Source organism: Saccharolobus shibatae B12, assembly GCF_019175345.1.
Classification (GTDB): domain Archaea; phylum Thermoproteota; class Thermoprotei_A; order Sulfolobales; family Sulfolobaceae; genus Saccharolobus; species Saccharolobus shibatae.
Window position 1 is genome coordinate 2253888 of sequence record NZ_CP077717.1, and the last position, 19424, is coordinate 2273311.

General features: G+C 42.7%; 13 protein-coding genes, 2 rRNA genes, 2 pseudogenes and 1 riboswitch. Of the genes and pseudogenes, 8 read left to right on the forward strand and 9 right to left on the reverse strand.

Features of this window, described 5'->3' with window-relative positions; translation table 11 throughout:
• Window positions 1-14: 14 nt before the first annotated feature.
• Genes J5U23_RS11825 through J5U23_RS11840 form a run of 4 tightly spaced genes read right to left on the reverse strand, consistent with a single transcriptional unit; the run spans window position 15 to window position 3952 of the window.
• Complete coding sequence (locus J5U23_RS11825; protein WP_218258390.1) at window positions 15-758, reverse strand: SDR family NAD(P)-dependent oxidoreductase; 744 nt, start codon at window positions 756-758, stop codon at window positions 15-17.
• Window positions 759-792: 34 nt separating this feature from the next.
• The gene (fdhF, locus tag J5U23_RS11830) at window positions 793-2766 is read right to left on the reverse strand and encodes a formate dehydrogenase subunit alpha (RefSeq protein WP_218266282.1); all 1974 of its coding nucleotides are present in this window, start codon (window positions 2764-2766) and stop codon (window positions 793-795) included.
• 54 nt (window positions 2767-2820) lie between these two features.
• Window positions 2821-3519: a TatD family hydrolase gene (locus tag J5U23_RS11835; protein ID WP_218258392.1), complete on the reverse strand. Its 699-nt coding sequence runs from the start codon at window positions 3517-3519 to the stop codon at window positions 2821-2823.
• Window positions 3520-3550: 31 nt separating this feature from the next.
• Window positions 3551-3952, reverse strand: coding sequence for a hypothetical protein (locus tag J5U23_RS11840; protein WP_218258394.1), 402 nt, complete (start codon window positions 3950-3952; stop codon window positions 3551-3553).
• A gap of 639 nt (window positions 3953-4591) precedes the next feature.
• A riboswitch (Fluoride riboswitch) is annotated at window positions 4592-4676 on the forward strand.
• On the opposite strand from J5U23_RS11840, the pseudogene J5U23_RS11845 reads away from it, so the two are divergent.
• From J5U23_RS11845 to J5U23_RS11875, 7 genes and pseudogenes are all read left to right on the forward strand, one after another.
• A pseudogene (locus J5U23_RS11845) lies at window positions 4660-5645 on the forward strand (respiratory chain complex I subunit 1 family protein). (Overlaps the previous riboswitch by 17 nt.)
• 7 nt (window positions 5646-5652) lie before the next feature.
• Entirely contained in the window at window positions 5653-6294 is a 642-nt protein-coding gene (locus tag J5U23_RS11850) for a hydrogenase (protein WP_218266283.1), read from the forward strand.
• A gap of 5 nt (window positions 6295-6299) precedes the next feature.
• Window positions 6300-7622, forward strand: a complete 1323-nt coding sequence (locus tag J5U23_RS11855) for a proton-conducting transporter transmembrane domain-containing protein (RefSeq protein WP_218266284.1) — start codon at window positions 6300-6302, stop codon at window positions 7620-7622.
• Window positions 7619-8794, forward strand: coding sequence for an NADH-quinone oxidoreductase subunit D-related protein (locus tag J5U23_RS11860; RefSeq protein WP_218266285.1), 1176 nt, complete (start codon window positions 7619-7621; stop codon window positions 8792-8794). The genes J5U23_RS11855 and J5U23_RS11860 overlap by 4 nt, the downstream gene beginning before the upstream one ends.
• A complete protein-coding gene (locus J5U23_RS11865; RefSeq protein WP_218266286.1) occupies window positions 8791-9396 on the forward strand; it encodes an NADH-quinone oxidoreductase subunit B family protein in 606 nt (201 codons plus the stop codon). Before J5U23_RS11860 ends, J5U23_RS11865 begins: the two co-directional genes overlap by 4 nt.
• Window positions 9393-11161 (forward strand): annotated as a pseudogene (locus J5U23_RS11870) (proton-conducting transporter transmembrane domain-containing protein). The gene J5U23_RS11865 and the pseudogene J5U23_RS11870 overlap by 4 nt, the downstream one beginning before the upstream one ends.
• A gap of 9 nt (window positions 11162-11170) precedes the next feature.
• Window positions 11171-11530, forward strand: coding sequence for a hypothetical protein (locus J5U23_RS11875; RefSeq protein ID WP_218258402.1), 360 nt, complete (start codon window positions 11171-11173; stop codon window positions 11528-11530).
• A gap of 3 nt (window positions 11531-11533) precedes the next feature.
• On the opposite strand, the gene J5U23_RS11880 is transcribed toward J5U23_RS11875, so the two are convergent.
• Entirely contained in the window at window positions 11534-12352 is an 819-nt protein-coding gene (locus tag J5U23_RS11880; protein WP_218260813.1) for a sulfurtransferase, read from the reverse strand.
• A 250-nt stretch (window positions 12353-12602) separates the two neighbouring features.
• Between J5U23_RS11880 and J5U23_RS11885 the strand changes: the two genes are divergently transcribed.
• The gene (locus J5U23_RS11885; protein ID WP_218267547.1) at window positions 12603-13697 is read left to right on the forward strand and encodes a HoxN/HupN/NixA family nickel/cobalt transporter; all 1095 of its coding nucleotides are present in this window, start codon (window positions 12603-12605) and stop codon (window positions 13695-13697) included.
• A gap of 131 nt (window positions 13698-13828) precedes the next feature.
• On the opposite strand, the gene J5U23_RS11890 is transcribed toward J5U23_RS11885, so the two are convergent.
• The 4 genes from J5U23_RS11890 to J5U23_RS11905 all read right to left on the reverse strand — a co-directional run bounded on the left by J5U23_RS11890 (window position 13829) and on the right by J5U23_RS11905 (window position 19394).
• Window positions 13829-16879, reverse strand: a 23S ribosomal RNA gene (locus tag J5U23_RS11890).
• 184 nt (window positions 16880-17063) lie between these two features.
• Window positions 17064-18560 (reverse strand): 16S ribosomal RNA (locus tag J5U23_RS11895).
• Together the 16S and 23S rRNA genes form the textbook arrangement of a ribosomal RNA operon.
• Before the next feature lie 475 nt (window positions 18561-19035).
• Entirely contained in the window at window positions 19036-19212 is a 177-nt protein-coding gene (locus tag J5U23_RS11900) for a hypothetical protein (protein WP_218266287.1), read from the reverse strand.
• A complete protein-coding gene (locus J5U23_RS11905) occupies window positions 19209-19394 on the reverse strand; it encodes a hypothetical protein (RefSeq protein ID WP_218258406.1) in 186 nt (61 codons plus the stop codon). The genes J5U23_RS11900 and J5U23_RS11905 overlap by 4 nt, the downstream gene beginning before the upstream one ends.
• Between the last annotated feature and the right edge of the window lie 30 nt (window positions 19395-19424).

The window sequence follows — 19424 nt, forward strand, 5'->3', positions numbered from 1 at the left end:
TTCTCCCCCATATGTTAGCTAAAATACTTACTTACTATAGTATAAGTGAAACTCTGGAAAAGGTTAGCAAGCTTAAGGAAATAGGGATCCAATTTCAACCTTGAAGGTACATAAATCTCCCTCTTACCAGTCCTTATTGCTTTTAGAACGGCTTTAGCTACAGCCTCTGACTCAACGCTATAATTAGCAAAAGGATCGCCATTATTCTTCTTAAATGAAGGATGAGAGGTAAAATTAGTCCTAACTGGACCGGGATAAACACCACTTACCCTAACATTATATTTCCTCATTTCAGCCCACAAACCGTTAGTTAAACTGGCTAAACCAGCCTTAGTTGCTGAGTAAACTAAAAGCTTGGGTGTAGATACGTAAGCAGCTTCCGAAACAATATTAACAACACTTCCCTTCCTCCTAGAAACCATATGTGGAAGCACGGCCTTCATGAAGTATAGCGGGGCTAGAAGATTAGTCCTAATCATGTACTCCTCCTCATTTAAATCAGTCTCTAAAAAAGACCCATAAACTCCAAAACCTGCATTATTAACCAGGACGTCAATTTTGCCAAACTTCTCCAGTACCTCATTTACAATCCTAAATACAGTGCTCCTATCACTGACATCAGCCTCATAGATTACATCACCAATATCCGATTTACTCCTAGAAATCGAAACAACAGTATAATTATTCTCCTTAAGTAACTTAACAACAGCCCTCCCTATACCTTTTGATGCTCCAGTTACAATAGCAACTTCAGACATATATAGAGAAACAACATTCCTTTTTAAAAATAATTTATCCCAATTTTTCAATCTTGACAAAGGTTATCTTATATCTTGGAGTCTTAGAAATCTCATCTAAATCGTCGCAGACAACGTTGTTTACGTAGTAATCATGCATATAAGCAAACATATGACCAACCTTAACCTCGTTAGTTAGCTTGGCTTTCATCACAGCCATACCGCATTTAGAAATAACCTTTACCATATCCCCGTCTTTGATATTCAGCTTTGTAGCATCCTCTGGGTTTATCAACAAATCAGAACTGAAATTCCTATATCCTGGAACTCTCTTGATCAACTCATCAGAATTATACCTAGTCACAACTCTACCAGTAATTAAAATGTAACTATCACCAGATATTTCGTTATACCTAACTAATCCAAACTTAGCCTTACCGCTAGGAGTCATAAACCTATCCTTGTACAGACTAGACTCGTGATTAGGATACCTGGAGTCTACAGAGTAATCCATCAATTCATCAAGGGTCAAATTAGAGTACAACTTTGCAACCTCCTTCATCTCTTTAAACACTAATTTAGGATCGTCATGAAAACCAGTAAAACCTAACTTCTCAGCAATCCTCTTAATTATCCACAACTCACTCCTAACCTCCCCAGGAGGATCAACAACCTTAAACCTCCACTTAACAGTACGATCTAAATTAGTAACTGAACCCTCTTTTTCAGCCCATAAAGGAGTAGGCAAAACGTAATTTGCATATTTAGCAGTCTCAGTCATAAACGGATCCATTACTACTAACAATTCCAACGACTTCAAGAACTTAATAACCTTGTCTCTATTTGGCAAACTAAAAGCTGGATTGTAATTCATTAGAAAAAGTGCCTTAACATTACTATCCCTTAGAAAAGCCTCAGTTATACTCAAACCCTTCTTGATTGGAGGAATAAAACCCCAAACCCTACTTAACTCCTTAGCGTTATCCTCGTTCATTGGACCATTTGGGAAAACATCTGGCTTTATTAAATCACCAGAACCTTGAACATTTGTTTGACCCCTATAAACTAATAGTCCCCCACCATCAATACCAACATTCCCAGTAAGCAATGCTAGGTTAATGTAGGCCTTTACGGCATTAACGCCAGCTGACTGAGTTAAACCCAAACCCCATGAGAGTATTGTAGGCTTATTTGTAATAATCTTAGCGAACTCAATAATCTTATTCTTACTAACACCAGTAATCCTCTCGGCTTCCTCAATAGTATAAGACTTTACAATCTCCCTAAACTCATCAAAGTTCTCAACACGTTCCTCAACGAACTTACTATCATATAATCCATTACTTATCAAATAGTTCGCAACAGCGTTATATAGATAAATATCAGTACTACTACTAATCTGTAAAAACAAATCAGCAATCCTAGCAGTACCAGTCATCCTAGGATCAATAACTACAATTTTCACACCCTTTCTCTTAGCCTCAACTAAATATTGAGATAAAACGGGATGGCTATCAGTCACAGATTCTCCAGAAATTACAATATTTCTAGCCTTCAAAATTTCAGAAACGGTAACAGAAGAAGCCCCAATACCGACTAACTCCTTTAAAGCCATTGCGGAGGGCTCATGACAAACCCTAGCACACGAGTCAACATTATTAGAACCCAAAGCTCTAGCCAACCTCATGAACGAATATCCTTCCTCCAACGTATTCTGACAACCACCGTAAAAGCCAATAGCCTCTGGACCGTACTTACTCCTAATTTCCTTTAACTTGCTAGCAATATCGCTAATTGCTTCATCCCAAGTAGTCCTAACGAAAGTGTCCTTAACTCTCTTTAAAGGATAAGATAAACGGTCCCAAGCGTAAATTACTTCTGAAGCAACAGCGCCCTTACCACAAACGTGTCCTCTACTAACAATATGCTCTTGTGATGGAGATACTCTAAATATAAAGTTATTCTCTACATAAAAATCTAGACCACAACCTACACCACAGAAAGGGCATATGGTTTTCCTAACTTCCATACAATACTATACTGATCTAGAAAATTTAAAATGATCTTACTATCCGTATTAATATCAATTATTAACTGGGTTTATTCCATAAGCTTTGAAAAAATTATTACTTATTATTCTCACTAGCTTATACTCTTCTATACCTAAAAAATTGCTCATAAATGAGATAGCGTTAGGTATATCACTAGGTTCTAATAGCTTACCCCTATATTCATACCCACCATCACTCTCTGTAAGAACGTTTTTTAGGTCGGCATTTTTCAACACGTTTTGATGCTTCTTCTGGAAAGAAACGGAAGGATTTATAGAAATGAAATACCCAGCACTCTCAATATCCTTCAACAGATTAATGGGACCAGTATACCAGTGAAAGATAGCACTCTTCACGTCGTTTTTAACTAAAATGTTGAAAGCGTCCTCCCAAGCATCTAAAGCGTGGACGTTTATCAACTTACCTTCTCCCGCTTTTATCTGCTCCTCAAAATACTTAATTTGCAACTCTTTAGGAGCCTTAGCAAACCTGTAATCCAAACCAACTTCTCCAACGAAATCAGCTTTACTAATCAACGATAAAACTCTAGTCAGATCCTCCTCGTGAACGCGCCAAGGATGAATACCAACTCCTACTAATACGTTCTCACTCTTTAAGGAGAGAGTATCCATAGCGGATTGGTAATCCATTGAAACAGCAGCTATAAGATAACCTTCATACTTCTTCTTCAAATAGGAATAATGGCAATGAGCGTCAAAGTACTTATACATACAAAAAGAAATGGAAGAGAAAAAGAAAAAACTAACTTAACACATCAAAAATCGTTACATTAACTTCTAACCCCTGCCTTGATGAAAACATTAACTTAACGTCGCCACCAATCATAAATGACTTACTAAAATATCCATCAACTATACCAGAGTAAATTACAGTAGAGTTATTTACCACGGTTAAGTTAAACGCGTTATGTCCCATTACTTTAATTGTAACATTGCCATAACTTAACTTCAAGGGAACAGTGTAATTTGTTGAAGCATTTGATACTATAGCAAATTGATAAGTTATGTTTTGAACATTTGTAGTCGTATAGTACTCTTGCCCTTTAGAAACTGGAGTCTGTGGATGATAGAATAGGTTAGTATGAGTTAAGAGAAACACTCCTACTAGAATGATTGCTAGTACAACAATTACCTTGCCTATCATGATAATCAATACTTAAATGGATAAAGTTTAAAAGGAGAAAAATACGATAATTCAACCCTTTTTACATTAATCTAAAAGATGAGTTAGGGCTGGTTCTTCTCATTGATTCGGAATTACATCTCTTGTTCAAGGGGAAGTACGGCTAGTTTGAGATCTCATTTAAGCTTTGTAGTATTTTTGTCTAATTTGAGCTCGTATAATAGTGATAATAAAGCTATCAGATACTTGACGGATTTAGGTAGGTCATGTGAGTTCCAGGTTTAACATTTTTGTTTGAAGAAGAAGGAACAACATTTCCTCTCTGATTTCTTTACTTAACTCCTATTTTTGAAGAGGATATAAAAACCCAGAACATGATGTACGAGTTGTGTTAAAAATATGTTATGTTTATCTTCGTTTATCTACTTCGTTACTTTGTAAAAGAAAGTCTCTATAAATTCGATCTATTGTTATATGTTTATTAGTTTTAATGATCTGATTTTAGGTTACTAAATATACGTGATACAATAAATTGATATTCGATCCTATCTCTACTCTAAGTAGCAGTTAACATGATATAGTTCGAGTTTACTTCATCGTTATGGTGTAGCGATAGCTTTAAAAATGGCTTGTTTCGATATTAACATGCGGAGTTTATTCAATGAAGTAGGGGATGGCGTCCCCCTGGGGGTAACCCCGAACCGCCTCTTGATTAATGATAGGGGCTGATGACGCCTACTTCACCACAAAAGGGTGGGAAGTATGGCGCAAATGAAGCTCAGGTAATAGTTTCAACCATAACTCAAGTTATTATAGTTATTCTACTATCCCCATTATATCAAGGAATTTACGATAGGGGAAAAGCCATAATAGAAGGGCGTAAAGGACCTAGTGTTCTGCAACCTTACTATGATATAATTAAACTACTAAGAAAAGAAACCGTTATTTCAAATAACTCATTATCTCTATTTGTTTATGCTCCTTACATAGTTTTTGGAATTTATCTCCTTATTTCCTTCGTCATCCCAGTAGTTTATCCAGTACCCATCTTACTCACCCCTACGGTGGATTTCTTAGGGGGAGCATTACTCTTCTCCTTAGCTGCGTTCATAAAAATAATTGCCTCCCTAGAAAGTGGAAGTAATTTCGTAGCATTAGGAGTAAGTAGAATTCTCTCTTTCACCTTCTTATCTGAAGCTACACTGATAACGGTTTTCTTTGGTGTCGCATTAATAACTGGTCAAACAACCCTTACGTAACATTAGATTACGTTTCCCAAAGCCTCTCTCATTACTTTCAACTAGACCACATCTTCGTATCGATCTCATTCTTCATGTTATGGTTATTCGAAACCGGTAAATTACCCGTAGAGAGCCCTGGATTAAGCGAAATGGGTATGATAGACGATGGAGTTCTCTACGAATATAGTGGAAAATTACTCGCAATACTAAAGTGGGGTTCTTACATCAAACAATATCTATTAGGCTCAGTACTCCTAAACGTATTTATATTCCCTTGGTTTTTACAAGTTGGAATTATAGGCTCTTTAATAGACGTTGCAGTGATGTTCGGCAAATGGTTACTCCTAATCCTTATTAGCGTTATAATAAACACCACTCTAGCTAAATTAAGACTATTTAAAGTTCAAGATTATCTAGCAGTAGCGTTCCTCCTTTCCCTTCTTTCATTAACGCTTACTGTCTTGTTGGGGTGAAGGCATAGTGATTAACTCAGAAATCCTAGAACTACTCTCAACGTTCATATTAATTTCAGCCTTTTACATTCAAGGACAAGCTTACTTTAAACCAGCAATATATGTACAAGCCCTTCAATCTACCTTAATCGCAATTCTAGCCTTCTATCTAGGAATCTCACTTTTTTCCATCGACTATATAATTTTAGGAATAACAATAATACTACTGAGAACTGTAATAATCACAATATTTTTATTTAGAGGTCTAGTTAAAGAGAAACCAGGAACTAGAGAAAGCTCTAAGGGAGTAGCATCTGAACTAATATTGAATCTCGCATTTTCCATTATAGCATCTCTAGTAGTATATTATTTCGTATTGGAGAAAATACCCATAAGTACGGAAATCAACAACACGCTAATGCTATTGTTCGCCTTTATCTTACTCTTCCAAGGTTTATTCCTTATTATTTCTAGAAGGAGTACAATATTTCAATTTGTCGGTTTTATAGAAGAAGAGAACTCCACAATTCTTTTTGGTATTTTAGTATTGTCCATTCCCTTCTTAATAGAAGTGAGTGTATTCCTTGATGTATTAGGGCTAGTGATAATTTCCTCAATTTTGACGTTAGAAAAAGCAGAACATTCTAGGTTAGACGAACTAAAAGGGTGATCTAAATGAATATTGAACCCATACTCTTATTATTAATTCCGATAATAAGTAACGTAGGCTTTTTCAAACTCAAGCTAATTAAGACCCTATCCATACTATCAGCAGTACTAACATTAATCATCAGCATCTTCCTTTACTTCTTAGCACCAATTAGAAACTCTTTCTTCTTCATCACTAAGTTCACAACGTTTTTCCTATCGATGATTGCATCAATTTATCTCCTATCTACCCTTTACTCCATGAATTACATAAAACCAAGCAAAATAGTAAGTGAAAGATTATACTATATTCTACTAAATTGCTTCGCATCATCAATGCTTTTCACTGTTATTATGAACAATTACGGTCTAATGTGGGTTGGGATAGAACTCACAACTGTGACCTCAGCTCTTTTAATAGTAGCGGAAACATCTGAAACCTCACTGGAAGCCACGTGGAGGTATATAATCATAGTATCCGCTGGTGTAACATTAGCACTATTCTCAATAATTTTCATCTACTATAACTATCATACATTAACTGTAACGGAAATACTTACAAAACCAGAAAACAACATAATAACTAAACTCGCGGTAGCTCTAGCTTTAATAGGATTTGGAACAAAGGCGGGAGTTTTCCCCATGTATACGTGGTTACCAGATGCCCATAGCGAAGCGCCATCTCCAATAAGCGCATTATTTTCTGGAGTACTACTTCCGGCCGCAACTTACGTGGTGTACATGGTATATCAAGTAAATCCATTAACCAATATCTTTATAATTTTCGCAACTTTGTCGATAATAACCGCATCGGTTATCTTGACTTATCAATGGCACATAAAGAGAATGTTCGCGTATTCAACCATTGAGAACATGAACCTAGCCTTGCTTGGACTTACAATAGGCCAACCCCTCGGAGCAATAATCCTCCTTCTTGCACACGCATTTGGTAAAGCGGGAGCCTTTTACTCTAGCGGAATTGTATTGAAAGTCCTAGGAGAAAAGAGAATTGAAAACATAGGCGGTTTATATACAAAACTAAAACTCACCTCAGTATCGCTATTATTGTCCTCTCTAGCTGTAACTGGTACACCACCCTTTGCAACTTTCATAGGAGAATTCTTCATATTACAAACATTAATTCAGAAAGGTTATATTATAGAGTTTATATTAATAGTAGTCTCTCTGGCAACAGCTTTCATCTCAATAAACTATAACGTTACCAAAATGATATTCACTCAAAGAGAGCTGACAGTCTCAGAAGAACCCAGGCTAATCACGTTCATTTCTCTTGTATCATCTATAATTCCACTCGTTCTCGGTATACTTTTACTGGTGATCCTCTCATGAAATACTATAAATGGGCTCAAAAAGGCGAGGGAAGGAAAATAGGCAGAATAGGGGATTATTGTCTCTACGAAAAAACGATAATAGAAGAGAAATGTGAGGAAATCAAACCAAATATAACGCAAACGTATGGCTCCTTTAAGTTCATTTACGGACCCTCAGCTGGAGGATTACTCGAATCAATAAAATTCATTATTACAACTAATGGTGAAAAAATTCTAGGAATAGACGCTGAGGTATACAAGAACAGAGGAATAGTAATAAGCGGTTTAACTGTGGACGATGCCTTACTCAGAGTAGAGAGAATAAACGCGCCATTTAGCGCTTCCCACACAATATCCTTTTTACTCGCTGTAGAAGATTCGTTAGAATTGGAACAAGACTATCCAACCCAACTAAAGAGAATAGGTGAAATAGAATTGGAAAGAATAAGAAATCACTTATTCGTGATATCGAGATTAACTGAAACCGCATCACTAAACGTACCTACATACCATCTCTTGCACCTCGTTGAAGAAGTCAATAGATTAATAGGCAAAATGTGTGGTCACAGGTATTTCTTTGGCGTTAATACAATTAATGGGGTTAACTGCGATTTTGGAAATTTATTAAGAATAATAGACATTACAAAGGAATTCAAACAAATCTTCGATGGGCTACTTGAAAGTAGAATCTTCATAGATAGACTCCAAGAAAACGGAAAATTAATAGATGAAAACAGTATAGGACCAGCTGCCAGAGCTGCTGGACTCGATTACGATGCGAGAAAGGACTTTAAAGCCTTACCTTATGAAGACTTAGGTTTTAGAACAGTTATCACACAAGAGGCAGACGCATTCGGAAGGTTCCTAGTTAGGGGAATGGAGATAATCGAGTCGTCTAAAATTTTAGTAGGGTTATACGATAAAATAAAGAATCACAATAACGAGAGAGGGAAAAATCACAAACAAGGATGGGGAGAGGGACTGGCCAGAGTCGAGAGTCCATCTGGTGATCTAGCCTATTACGTCAGGTTAAATAACGGGATTATCGACTCAGTATTACTCCTCACTCCTTCACAAGTCAATCTCAACCTATTTTTGAAAAGCGTGATTAACACAATATTTACCGATTTTCAATTCAATTGGGAAAGTTTTGGAATTTGGGTAAGTGAAATAGGGGTGGTGTTAAAGTGAAGAACTGGTGGTTTATTAGAGGTTTAAGAAAGGGAGTAATGACGGAGAAATACCCGAAGGAAATAGCGGAATGGAGCACTGAAATACAAGGAGAAGGTAATGTAAACTGTCCAACAAACGCCATAAAGGATGGAAAGTGGATAAAAGAAAGATGTGTGTTCTGCAGGAGATGCTATCCCAGTTATAAACCAAATTTCAATCCAAGAATATATACAGTAAAGAAAACTGAACCCATTTTCAGAAAGTCGTTCTACCTTTACCCGATAGATTCTGGAACTTGTGGAGGGTGTAACATGGAACTAAAACTTATCTCGTCACCGGAGTACGATATGACGAGATTCGGCATATTCTTCACCAATACTCCAAGACACGCAGATGCTTTAGTAGTAATGGGGGTAATAACGGAAAAGATGAAAGAGGTTTTGAAGAAAGCATATGAAGCAATGCCGCAACCCAAAGTAATCATATTATTAGGTGCTTGTGTCATCTCAGGGGGAATAATAGGTGAAGGAGTACCATTAGAAGCAGTAGTTGAAATACCCGGTTGTCCACCGAATCCCTTTACAATACTTGAAGCGTTAACTAAGGTGAAGGGAAAATGAACGCTTTACTTTATATATTACCTTTGCTAGTAATTTCCATTATAGTTTCTATCTTCAACAAAAAAGCGGGCTACATCCTATTCGCAATATCATCATCAATACTACTCATCATTTCCATTTACGAATATAATGGAGTTCTCTCATTTTTCTCTATAATTTCAGCCTCAGTTTTCTCTATAATTTCAGCCTCAGTGTGGCTTCTCACCTCAATTTTCTCAATAGATTACGACCATTACGGGAAATGGCTTTCCCCGTTATACGGACTCACGATCTTAGGCATGGTCCTTGTACTTTATTCAAATAATTATCTACTATTCCTCGCTGGCTGGGAAATAATGACAATTCCAGCATATGTAGCAATAGGACTAACAGCAAAGAATAATAGACCGCCATTCGTTTTCATGGCGTTCGGAGAACTGAGCACAATCTCATATTAACTGGATTCGTAATAGTGAAAACAACAAGCTTCATTTATTTGTCAACCCCAATTCCCTTGATCGTAGCTACTTTTGGATTCATAATAAAGATGGGAATGATGCCCTTCCTCGTATCGGAATGGTTACCTATAGCGCACGGAACAGCTCCATCTAACTTTTCGGCAATATTAAGTGCCACAATGACCCTAATGGGAGTTTACGGAATACTGAGGATGACAATCTTAACGCAAACTATCCCTATTGGATTTCCACTCGTACTAGTGGCTATAGGCTCATTTAGCGTATTCTTTGGAGCACTTTACGGCTATGTAAACGAGAACACTAAGGGAATTTTAGCCTTTAGTACGATAGAGAATAATGGGGCAATATTAGTAGCCTTAAGCTTGTACATGGTCGCAAAGCAACTAAGCATTACCTCAATAGAGCACATTTCCCTAATCACTGTAATTTTATACTCATTCGCACACTCTATAGCAAAAACTGGGCTATTCCTATCTGCTGGTTTACAAGAACATCAGAGTATAACCTATTCAAAAAAGATAAGAAACGTCTCAATAGGGCTAGTCCTATTAGCCTCTTCCATGTCTGGGCTATTACCAAATATAGGTGGAGTTGCATCTTGGTTATTGCTTGAAAACCTATTCATGTTCTCATACGTGCTTCATGACGTGATATCAATCCTCTTTATAGCAACTGGAGCAATTATAGCAATGGGTGAAGGTCTGGCAACGGCCTTATTAGTCAGATACATAACTTATACGTCAATATTTCAGAATACAAGAGAACAATTAAGTAAAATAAAGAAATATCCCATCCTATTTTCTGGATTTATAGTACTCATACTGGGATTCACGTTACCTTATCTAATATACCCTTACAAAAACTCCGCAATAATTTTCGGAATGCTAACTAATAGCGTGATTCTAACACACTACTACAACAATACATTCGGAGGAATATCACCACTTTATGTGGTCCTATTGATAACAATATTTTCCCTTATAAGCTACCTCGCCTTTGGAAAGCCTAAAATAAGAAAAGCGGAAACGTGGAACAATGGAGTAAACGAACAAGCAGAGTATACGGCCTTTGCAATGGCAAATAACATAAGACAAATGTTAAAGAAAATCCTAAGACCAGAGGAAGAAAAATTCCTACCTACATACGGTTTAGATATATTCTGGGAATACCTCTACAAATTAGCTAATGATATAAGGAGATTTGGGAAGATCTTCGCGGAAACGTTCATTAACAGTTCCATATCATGGTACATTATATACATTATTTTGACGCTAATTGTGTTAATAATAGTGGTAGTAATGGGGTGAAACTATTACATGTTCAAGAGAAAAAGAACTAAAGGAGAAGATAGAGGAGAAGAAAAGAATAATAGAGGAACTAAAGAGGAGAATAGAGGAAACGAGGAGAGACTTGGAGAAGATATATCAACTACAACTGATCGCAACAGAGTGTACGAAGAAGAATGCTCAGAACTCTTAAGGCAATTGCTTAATCTATCGTCACAAGAATCAGCATTAACTTTCGAACTATATCAGCTATCAGAGGAGGCAAAAGTTGAAACATTACGCTTATCGGGATTAATAGCTAATTGCAAATATTACGATAAGACGTTAGCAGAAGAACTGTATAAAGAGTTAGACAATTTATTTCATAAATACCTTGAACGAGAAAAATGAAGTTCAAGAATGGTCGCTGATTGATTTCTCTACTGGCACACCAACCATATTACCATACTCAACCCACGAGCCATCGTAAAGCCTAACCAACCTAAACCCTAAAACCTCTTTTAAGGCATACCAAACAACAGAAGCCCTAGCACCAGTCCTACAGTACACCACTATCCTATCCTCTCTATTTAACCATGAAAAAATCCTACCCAACTCATCCCTAGGCTTCATGGTTTCATCCTCATTAAGCAAAGTTGTCCATGGAACGTTCTTAGCACCCGGAATGTGACCACTCATCTGAGTCTGTTCACACTTGTGCTCTGGAGGTGCAGTAGTCAAACCATCATACTCTTCCTTGCTCCTAGAATCGATCAAAACAATTTCTTTAAGCCTAGATAACAACTCCCATACTAAAATCCTTGAGGACCAATCAGGCTTACTAGCCTTGTATTCACTCCTCCTGACTACTACAGCATCATTGTCAATAGGGTAATTTTCCCTCAACCACTTATAAATGCCCCCGTTTAAAATAGCCAAATTTGAATGCCCGTAAGCTTTTAAAATCCAATAAGCGTAGAACGCGTATCTATTATTCATATCGCTATATAACACAATAAGATCATCGTTGTTTATCCCCGCATTTCCTAAAACCTTACTCAACTTCTCCGGGCTAGCGAAATCCCTAGAATTATCGCTGAGAAAATCCCTCCAATTTATCAATACAGCTCCCGGAATATGCCCCTCGTAGTAACTTATCTGCGGATTATAATCAATTTCTACAACCTTAACGTCCTTTAAATTGTTATAAAGCCATTCAATACTTACAAGCATAATATGTAAGAACAATTTAGGTTAATAAGCTTTTAATCAAATATTCTACAATTTACAGCATTTTAAGTTACTGAAACCAGAACAATCTATACTAAAATAGCTGCTTTGTGGATAGCTTCAATCTTTATCAAAGCTAACGTGAAACTTACTTTTAAAACGACGCTTGATTTTGAATTTAAGAAAATTTAACGAGCTTAACATCTGAGAAAATTAAACTAATCCACAAAGTTTAAAATAGCGAAATTTTTATATAATGGATAGTCTATCCATATATGTGATGAAACCAAATTTCAATGCGTTCATGCAAGCAATTGGCCACAAAAATTTAGTCACCTTATCACTTTTCTACGTAATTAACGTAATACTAACGGGATTACTTTTTCTCTTCTTATACACGTTACCGCAAAAAGAGCTAACAATAAAAACAGATAGCGGTGAGCTAATAGGAACCTTTATAACACTAGGAGTTTTATCATACACCTTTGGCTTAAGACACGCAGTAGACGCTGATCACTTGGCAGCAATAGATAACGTAACTAGGAAAATGTTACAAGAAGGAAAGAATCCAATCTTCGTTGGCACTTTCTTCTCATTTGGTCATTCAACAGTAGTAATTTTACTATCCCTTGCAGTAATGATGGCTTCAAGACTGGTAGTTAACTCATTACCTTCCCTCGAGAACACCGGAAATTTGATCGAGACACTAATAAGTGGAGGATTTCTTTATATTTTAGGCCTACTAAACACAATAGTACTCTACGAATTATACTCGTTTTATAAAGAAAGAAAACATGACAAACAAAAACTAGAGGAAATATTGCAGAAAAGAGGTTTCATGAATAGGTACTTTAACAAGTTGTTCAAAATAATAACAAAACAATGGCAAATGTACATTGTAGGACTCCTCTTTGGACTAGGATTTGACACTGCGACAGAAGTTGCAATACTATCAATATCGGCAATACTAGCTTCAACGTATATACACATACCAATCTACACAATCTTACTATACCCAATCCTATTTTCACTAGGAATGTCACTAGTTGACACTACTGATGGTCTATTCATGAGGTTCACCTATGGCTGGGCATTCCTATCACCACTCAGAAAAATATGGTATAACCTAACGATGACACTAATATCAATTTTAATAGCGTTTGGAATAGGTACAATAGAGTTGTTAGGAATATTACAAGCCGAGTTCAACCTAACTGGATTATTTTGGGATCAAATAGCAGCGTTAAACAGTGTTTACTGGGAGACGATAGGATATTATGTAATATTTACTTTTGTAGTGACTTGGATAACATCCGGAATAGTATACAAGATCAAGAAAATAGAATAATGAAACCATATAATTTTTACAACAACTAGCTTTATTATTTAATAGAAATATTCCTTCTATACATATACATAAACAAATATAGAAGGCCCATCAGCTGGCTTAGGATTTACCGGACCGCCTAGAATCGTTAACGACAAGAGGGCTTGCCCGATTGGGAGGCGCGGGCTAAATCCCTCAGACTTTCGCCCTCGGGACTTACACCCCGCCCCCATCAATCCCCTCTTCTAGGGGTGGGCTCTCGCGGGTTACCCCGCATGGCTGCCTCTTTTCGGGGAGGGGTTCCCGCTTAGATGCTTTCAGCGGTTACCCCACAGGGCGTGGCTGCCCGGCACTGCCCTACCGGACAACCGGTAAACTAGAGGCCCCGGTACCCTGTTCCTCTCGTACTTGGGGTACCTTCCCCTCAGGCAGCCCACACTCCCCACCCTTAGAGTCCGACCTGTCTCGCGACGGTCTAAACCCAGCTCACGTTCCCCTTTAACGGGCGGGCAGCCCTACCCTTGGGGGCAGCTGCACCCCCAGGGTGGGAAGAGCCGACATCGATGTAGCAAACCGCGGGGTCGATGGGAGCTCTCGCCCGCGACGACCCTGTTATCCCCGGGGTAACTTTTCTGTCATGCCCGGCCCCCACGTGGGGGGACACGAGCGTTCGCTAGGCCGCGCTTTCGCGTCGAGACCCCGTACTTTGGAGGGTCTCGTCAGGCCGGCTTTTGCCCTTGCACTCTACGGCGGCGTTCTGTACCGCCTGAGCCGACCTTTGGGCTCCCGTGTTATCTTTTCGCGGGAGTGCCGCCCCAGCCGAACCGCCCACCTGACGCTGTCCCCACCCCTACGGGCAGGTAAGCTCCTCGAGCACCCATGGGTGGTGTTTCACCTTCGGGTCCCCCATCCCCGAAAGGATGGGTTCGACCCCTCCCACCTACTCTACGCATAGGCGCCCGAGGAGCAGCGCCAGGCTGCGGTGAAGCTCCACGGGGTCTTCTCTCGGTGTGGGGAGTTGCGGGACTGTGAACCCACTCTGGGCGTTCACGGGGCCCCAGGCTGGGACAGTAGGGACCACGTTGATCCATTCATGCGCGCCGGAACTTACCCGGCAAGGCATTTGGCTACCTTAAGAGGGTCAGAGTTACCCCCGGCCTTCAGTGGGGCTTCGGCCGGTTGGACCCGGCTTTCACCAACCACCAGTGGCCAGGATTTAGCCCCCGTTCACACCCTTTCGGGCTAGCGGGGACCTATGTTTTTATTAAACAGTCAGGTCCCTCTTGTCACTGCGACCTACTGAGGCCGGTTTACGACCCCAGTAGGCACCCCTTCTACCGAAGGTACGGGGCTATTTTGCCGAGTTCCCTAGCCTGAGTTAACCCCCAGACGCCTTGGGCTTCTCACCCAGGGGCACCAGTGTCGGTTCTCGGTACGGTCCTAGGGGATCGTTCTGGACTCCCTTTTCAAGGGGACCTGGGATTGGGTGAAGTCCCCAAAGGGAACCCCATCACGCCTTCGTCCCCTTCTCACCATTACGGCACTCCAGGGACTTAAGCGCTTGGATGGGGCGGTGGCCCCACTCACCCTACCCAGATCCGTCGGGAGTCCAGCTTGCGTTACCGCACCTACCCCTAGGGCGTGGGAATATTAACCCACTTCCCTTTCGGCGAGTACCTATTAGGCCTCGCCTTAGGACCGGCTCACTCCCGGCTGACGACCATTGCCGGGAAACCCTGGCCCTTCCGGCGGAGGGGAATCTCACCCCTCCTCGCTGTTACTGCCGCCGGGATCTGCACCTGTGGCGGGTCCAGTGGATCTCACGACCCACCTTCTACCCCACCACAGCGCCCCCCTACCCGTGGAGACTCATTGAGTCTCCACGCTTGGGTCTCGGCAGCCGGCTTAAGCCCCGACCAATCTTCGGGGCCTCTAGCCTCGGCGGGTGAGCTGTTACGCACTCCTTAGAGGATGGCTGCTGCTGGGCCCACCTTCCCGCTGTCTAAGGCTAGAGACGCCCTTCAACTGGCACTTAGCCGGCATTTTGGGGCCTTAACCCAAGTCTGGGCTGTTTCCCTTTCGCCACCCAACCTTACGCCGAGTGGCCCACTCTCCCCTTCTTCGGCGCCTACGAGTTCGGAGTTTGACTGGAAGCCCGGAGCTTTCGCTCCGAACCCCCAATCAGTTACTCTACCCCGTAGGCAACCTCCAGGGAGGCTGCGCTAGGACGCATTTCGGGGGGAACTAGCTATCACCGAGCTAGATTGGTCTTTCGCCCCTAGACCGGGGTCAGGGGAACGAATTGCACGTCAGAACCCCTATTCGGCCCTCCACCGAGGTTTCCCCCGGCTTCGGCCTGCCCCGGCCTAGATCGCCCGGTTTCTAGCCTCACGCCAGTGACTTTAGGCCCTGACAGACCCTGCCCCTCACCCGGTTTCCCGGGTTGCGGGCACTCGGTTTCCCTATGCCTTCGGGGTTAACCCCCTTAGGCTCGCCACTGACGTGAACTCCCCGGCCCGTGTTTCAGGACGAAAGGCAAGACCCCGGTCCATCTCCCTCGTACTCGAGGCTCGCGCCTCTTTCCTTCGGGAGACTTCACTCCTTTCGAGCCTTGCCCTACTATGACCAGCCGGTTTCAGGCTCTTTTCACCCCCCTTCCGGGGTACTTTGCAGCTTTCCCTCACGGTACTTAGTTCGCTATCGGTCTCGGGACGTATTTAGCCTTGGAGGCACGTGGCCCCCAACTTCCCACCCCCGAACCAGGGGATGGTACTCTGCCTCCAGCCACCTCCCACCTACCTTTAGCCTACGGGGCTGTCACCCTCTATGGCCCTCCATTCCAGGAGAGTTCGGCTAGGTAGGCCAGGGAGGTCGGCTTTAAACCAGACTGGAGGCCAATAACACCACATTCCCACCGACTTGTCGCCGGCGGGTTTGGTTTGGGCTATCCCCCTTTCGGTCGCCCCTACTCAGGGGATCTCGGTTGATTTCTCCTCCTTCCCCTACTAAGATGTTTCCGTTCGGGGAGTTCCCACACCCGAACTCTCGTCGAGTCGGGTGCGCCCCAAAGGGGCAGGAGGTCCCATTCGGGGATCCCGGGTTCAAAGGCAGCGTGTGCCTACCCCGGGCATTTCGCCACTTGCCGCGCCCTTCGTCAGCGCCCGAGCCGAGCCATCCACCGGCTGGCTTGGTGCCCCTAGTCGTTAACGATTCTAAGCGGCCTTTCGGCCCTAAGCCAGCTTCATCGAGCCCTTAGGGAGAGTATTTCCCATAGGCCCTTTGCTCTTAATTCTCCTCTGGCCAAGAGGAGAACCGCATCTGTAAAAGGGAACCAAGGGTTTTATGGGCTTCCTACCCCTATGGAAATTGACGGGGGAGTTTGTAACTATGAGGTGATCCAGCCGCAGGTTCCCCTACGGCTACCTTGTTACGACTTCTCCCCCCTTGCAGGAGAGAAGCTCGACCCCCCACCTAAAGGCAAGGGGCCTCACCCCTCTCCTACTCGGGTGGAGCGACGGGCGGTGTGTGCAAGGAGCAGGGACGTATTCACCGCAGATTGTTGATCTGCGGTTACTAGGGATTCCTCGTTCACGAGGGCGAGTTTCAGCCCTCGATCCCAACTGCGGCAGGGTTTAAGGGATTACCTTCCCCTTTCGGGGTCGGAATCCCGCTGTCCCTGCCATTGTAACCCGCGTGCGGCCCAGGGGTTTCGGGGCATGCTGACCTGCCGTGGCCCCCTCCTTCCTCCGGCTTACGCCGGCAGTCCCACTAGTGTGGTCCCGGCCCGGAGACCAGGATACCAACTAATGGTGGGGGTCTCGCTCGTTGCCTGACTTAACAGGACATTTCACAACACGAGCTGGCGACGGCCATGCACCTCCTCTCCGCGAGTCAGGCAAGGTCGTTAGCCTGGCCGTCATCCTGCGGTCTCCCCTAGTAAGATTCCAGGCGTTGACTCCAATTGAGCCGCAGGTTCCACCCCTTGTGGTGCTCCCCCGCCAATTCCTTTAAGTTTAAGTCTTGCGACCGTACTCCCCAGGCGGCAGGCTTAACGGCTTCCCTGCGGCACCACATGGGCTCTAAGCCCATGTGACACCTAGCCTGCATCGTTTACAGCCGGGACTACAGGGGTATCTAATCCCTTTTGCTGCCCCGGCTTTCGCCCCTCACCGTCGGGCGCGTTCTAGCCAGCCGCTTTCGCCACTGGTGGTCCTCCCGAGATCTGAGGATTTCGCCCCTACTCCGGGAGTACCGCTGGCCTCTCCCGCCCCCTAGCCCGACAGTATCACCCCCATTCCCCCGGTTGAGCCGAGGTCTTTAAGGAGTGACTTGTCGGGCCGGCTACGGGCGCTTTAGGCCCAGTAAGAGTCCCGACCACTCGCGGGGCTGGTATTACCGCGGCGGCTGACACCAGACTTGCCCCCCGCTTATTCCCCCGCCTTTGTAGAGCGGGGAAAAGCTCCCTTACGGGAGCACTCGGGGTGGCGCCCTCACGCTTCCGCGCATTGGGGACGTTTCGCGCCTGGTGCGCCCCGTAGGGCCTGGGCCCTTGTCTCAGTGCCCAACTGGGGGCTCCCGCTCTCACGGCCCCTACCCGTTATAGGCTTGGGGGGCCCTTACCCCCCCAACTACCTGATGGGCCGCAGCCCCATCCTGAGGCGCTCATGAGCGGGAAATAGCCCATGAACCTTTCAGCGAGGAACCGTTCCAGGACTCCTCGCCTATGGGAGATTATCCCCAGTTTCCCGGGGTTATCTCCCTCCTCAGGGTAGGTTAGCCACGTGTTACTCAGCCGTCCGCCACGCTCCCTTGCCCGGGAGCGTACGACTCCCATGGCTTAGCCCCACCCCGATAGCGGTCGGGTCCGGCAGGATCAACCGGATTTGGGGGTAGGAAGCTAACCACACCCTTGGTTCCCTTGTCAGAGACAAGCTTCCCGGGCTTAGGGGCCCGGGGATCTTGCCCCTCCACGAATAAGCGATATCTTCCCCGGCGGGAGTGTTTCTCCCGCGGGGGCATCCGCATTATACATATTGTTCTGAAATCCCATATAAATCTAACTTCTATATATTCCGTGTAAATTAAGGGAGAATAACGTGCGTTAATAATATAAGAGTGTTTTAGTTCGTAATAATTCTTATGTGTTTTAAACCTCTTTTTGATTTACACGTTAATTATATATATACTATTCAACCTTAAAAAGAAAAAATCGAAAGAAGTCTCATAAAAGACAAGTTTTTCTAATCACCTTTCAAGGGAAGACTAGAATTTTTGTCTACTGAATTATTGTGACTTAATTGCAGGATTTACATAAAGGCACACATCGTTAATGTACCTAGCGTCTAATAATTCACACCTCTCATCTTGGGTGGAATTCCGGTACTGGATATCTTATGTAATCGCAAAAGGTGTTTTCAAGTAGTTCTGAGCACATGAAGAGTATTGCGTTATTAGTCTTCATCTCACCAGTCTTGTGATAGGACATTCCGTCGTAATATGTGTACTCTGCGTTTAGGACTTCTGCTATGTATTTCAACAAGTTGTTTGAGAAGATGTTAGTTTTCTCTTTGTGAGGTCGTTTATGATTCTCTTTAGCTCGTCGTAGACGTGATTTGCTAATTTTGCATACCTTTCAGTTGTCTCTTGTACTTCGTTGTCCCACTCTATTATTCCAAGTATTGCTGATACTGTATTTCTAGGTAAGTTGTACTTGTTCATTACTTTTGCTTCAATTTTGTTTACTATTGC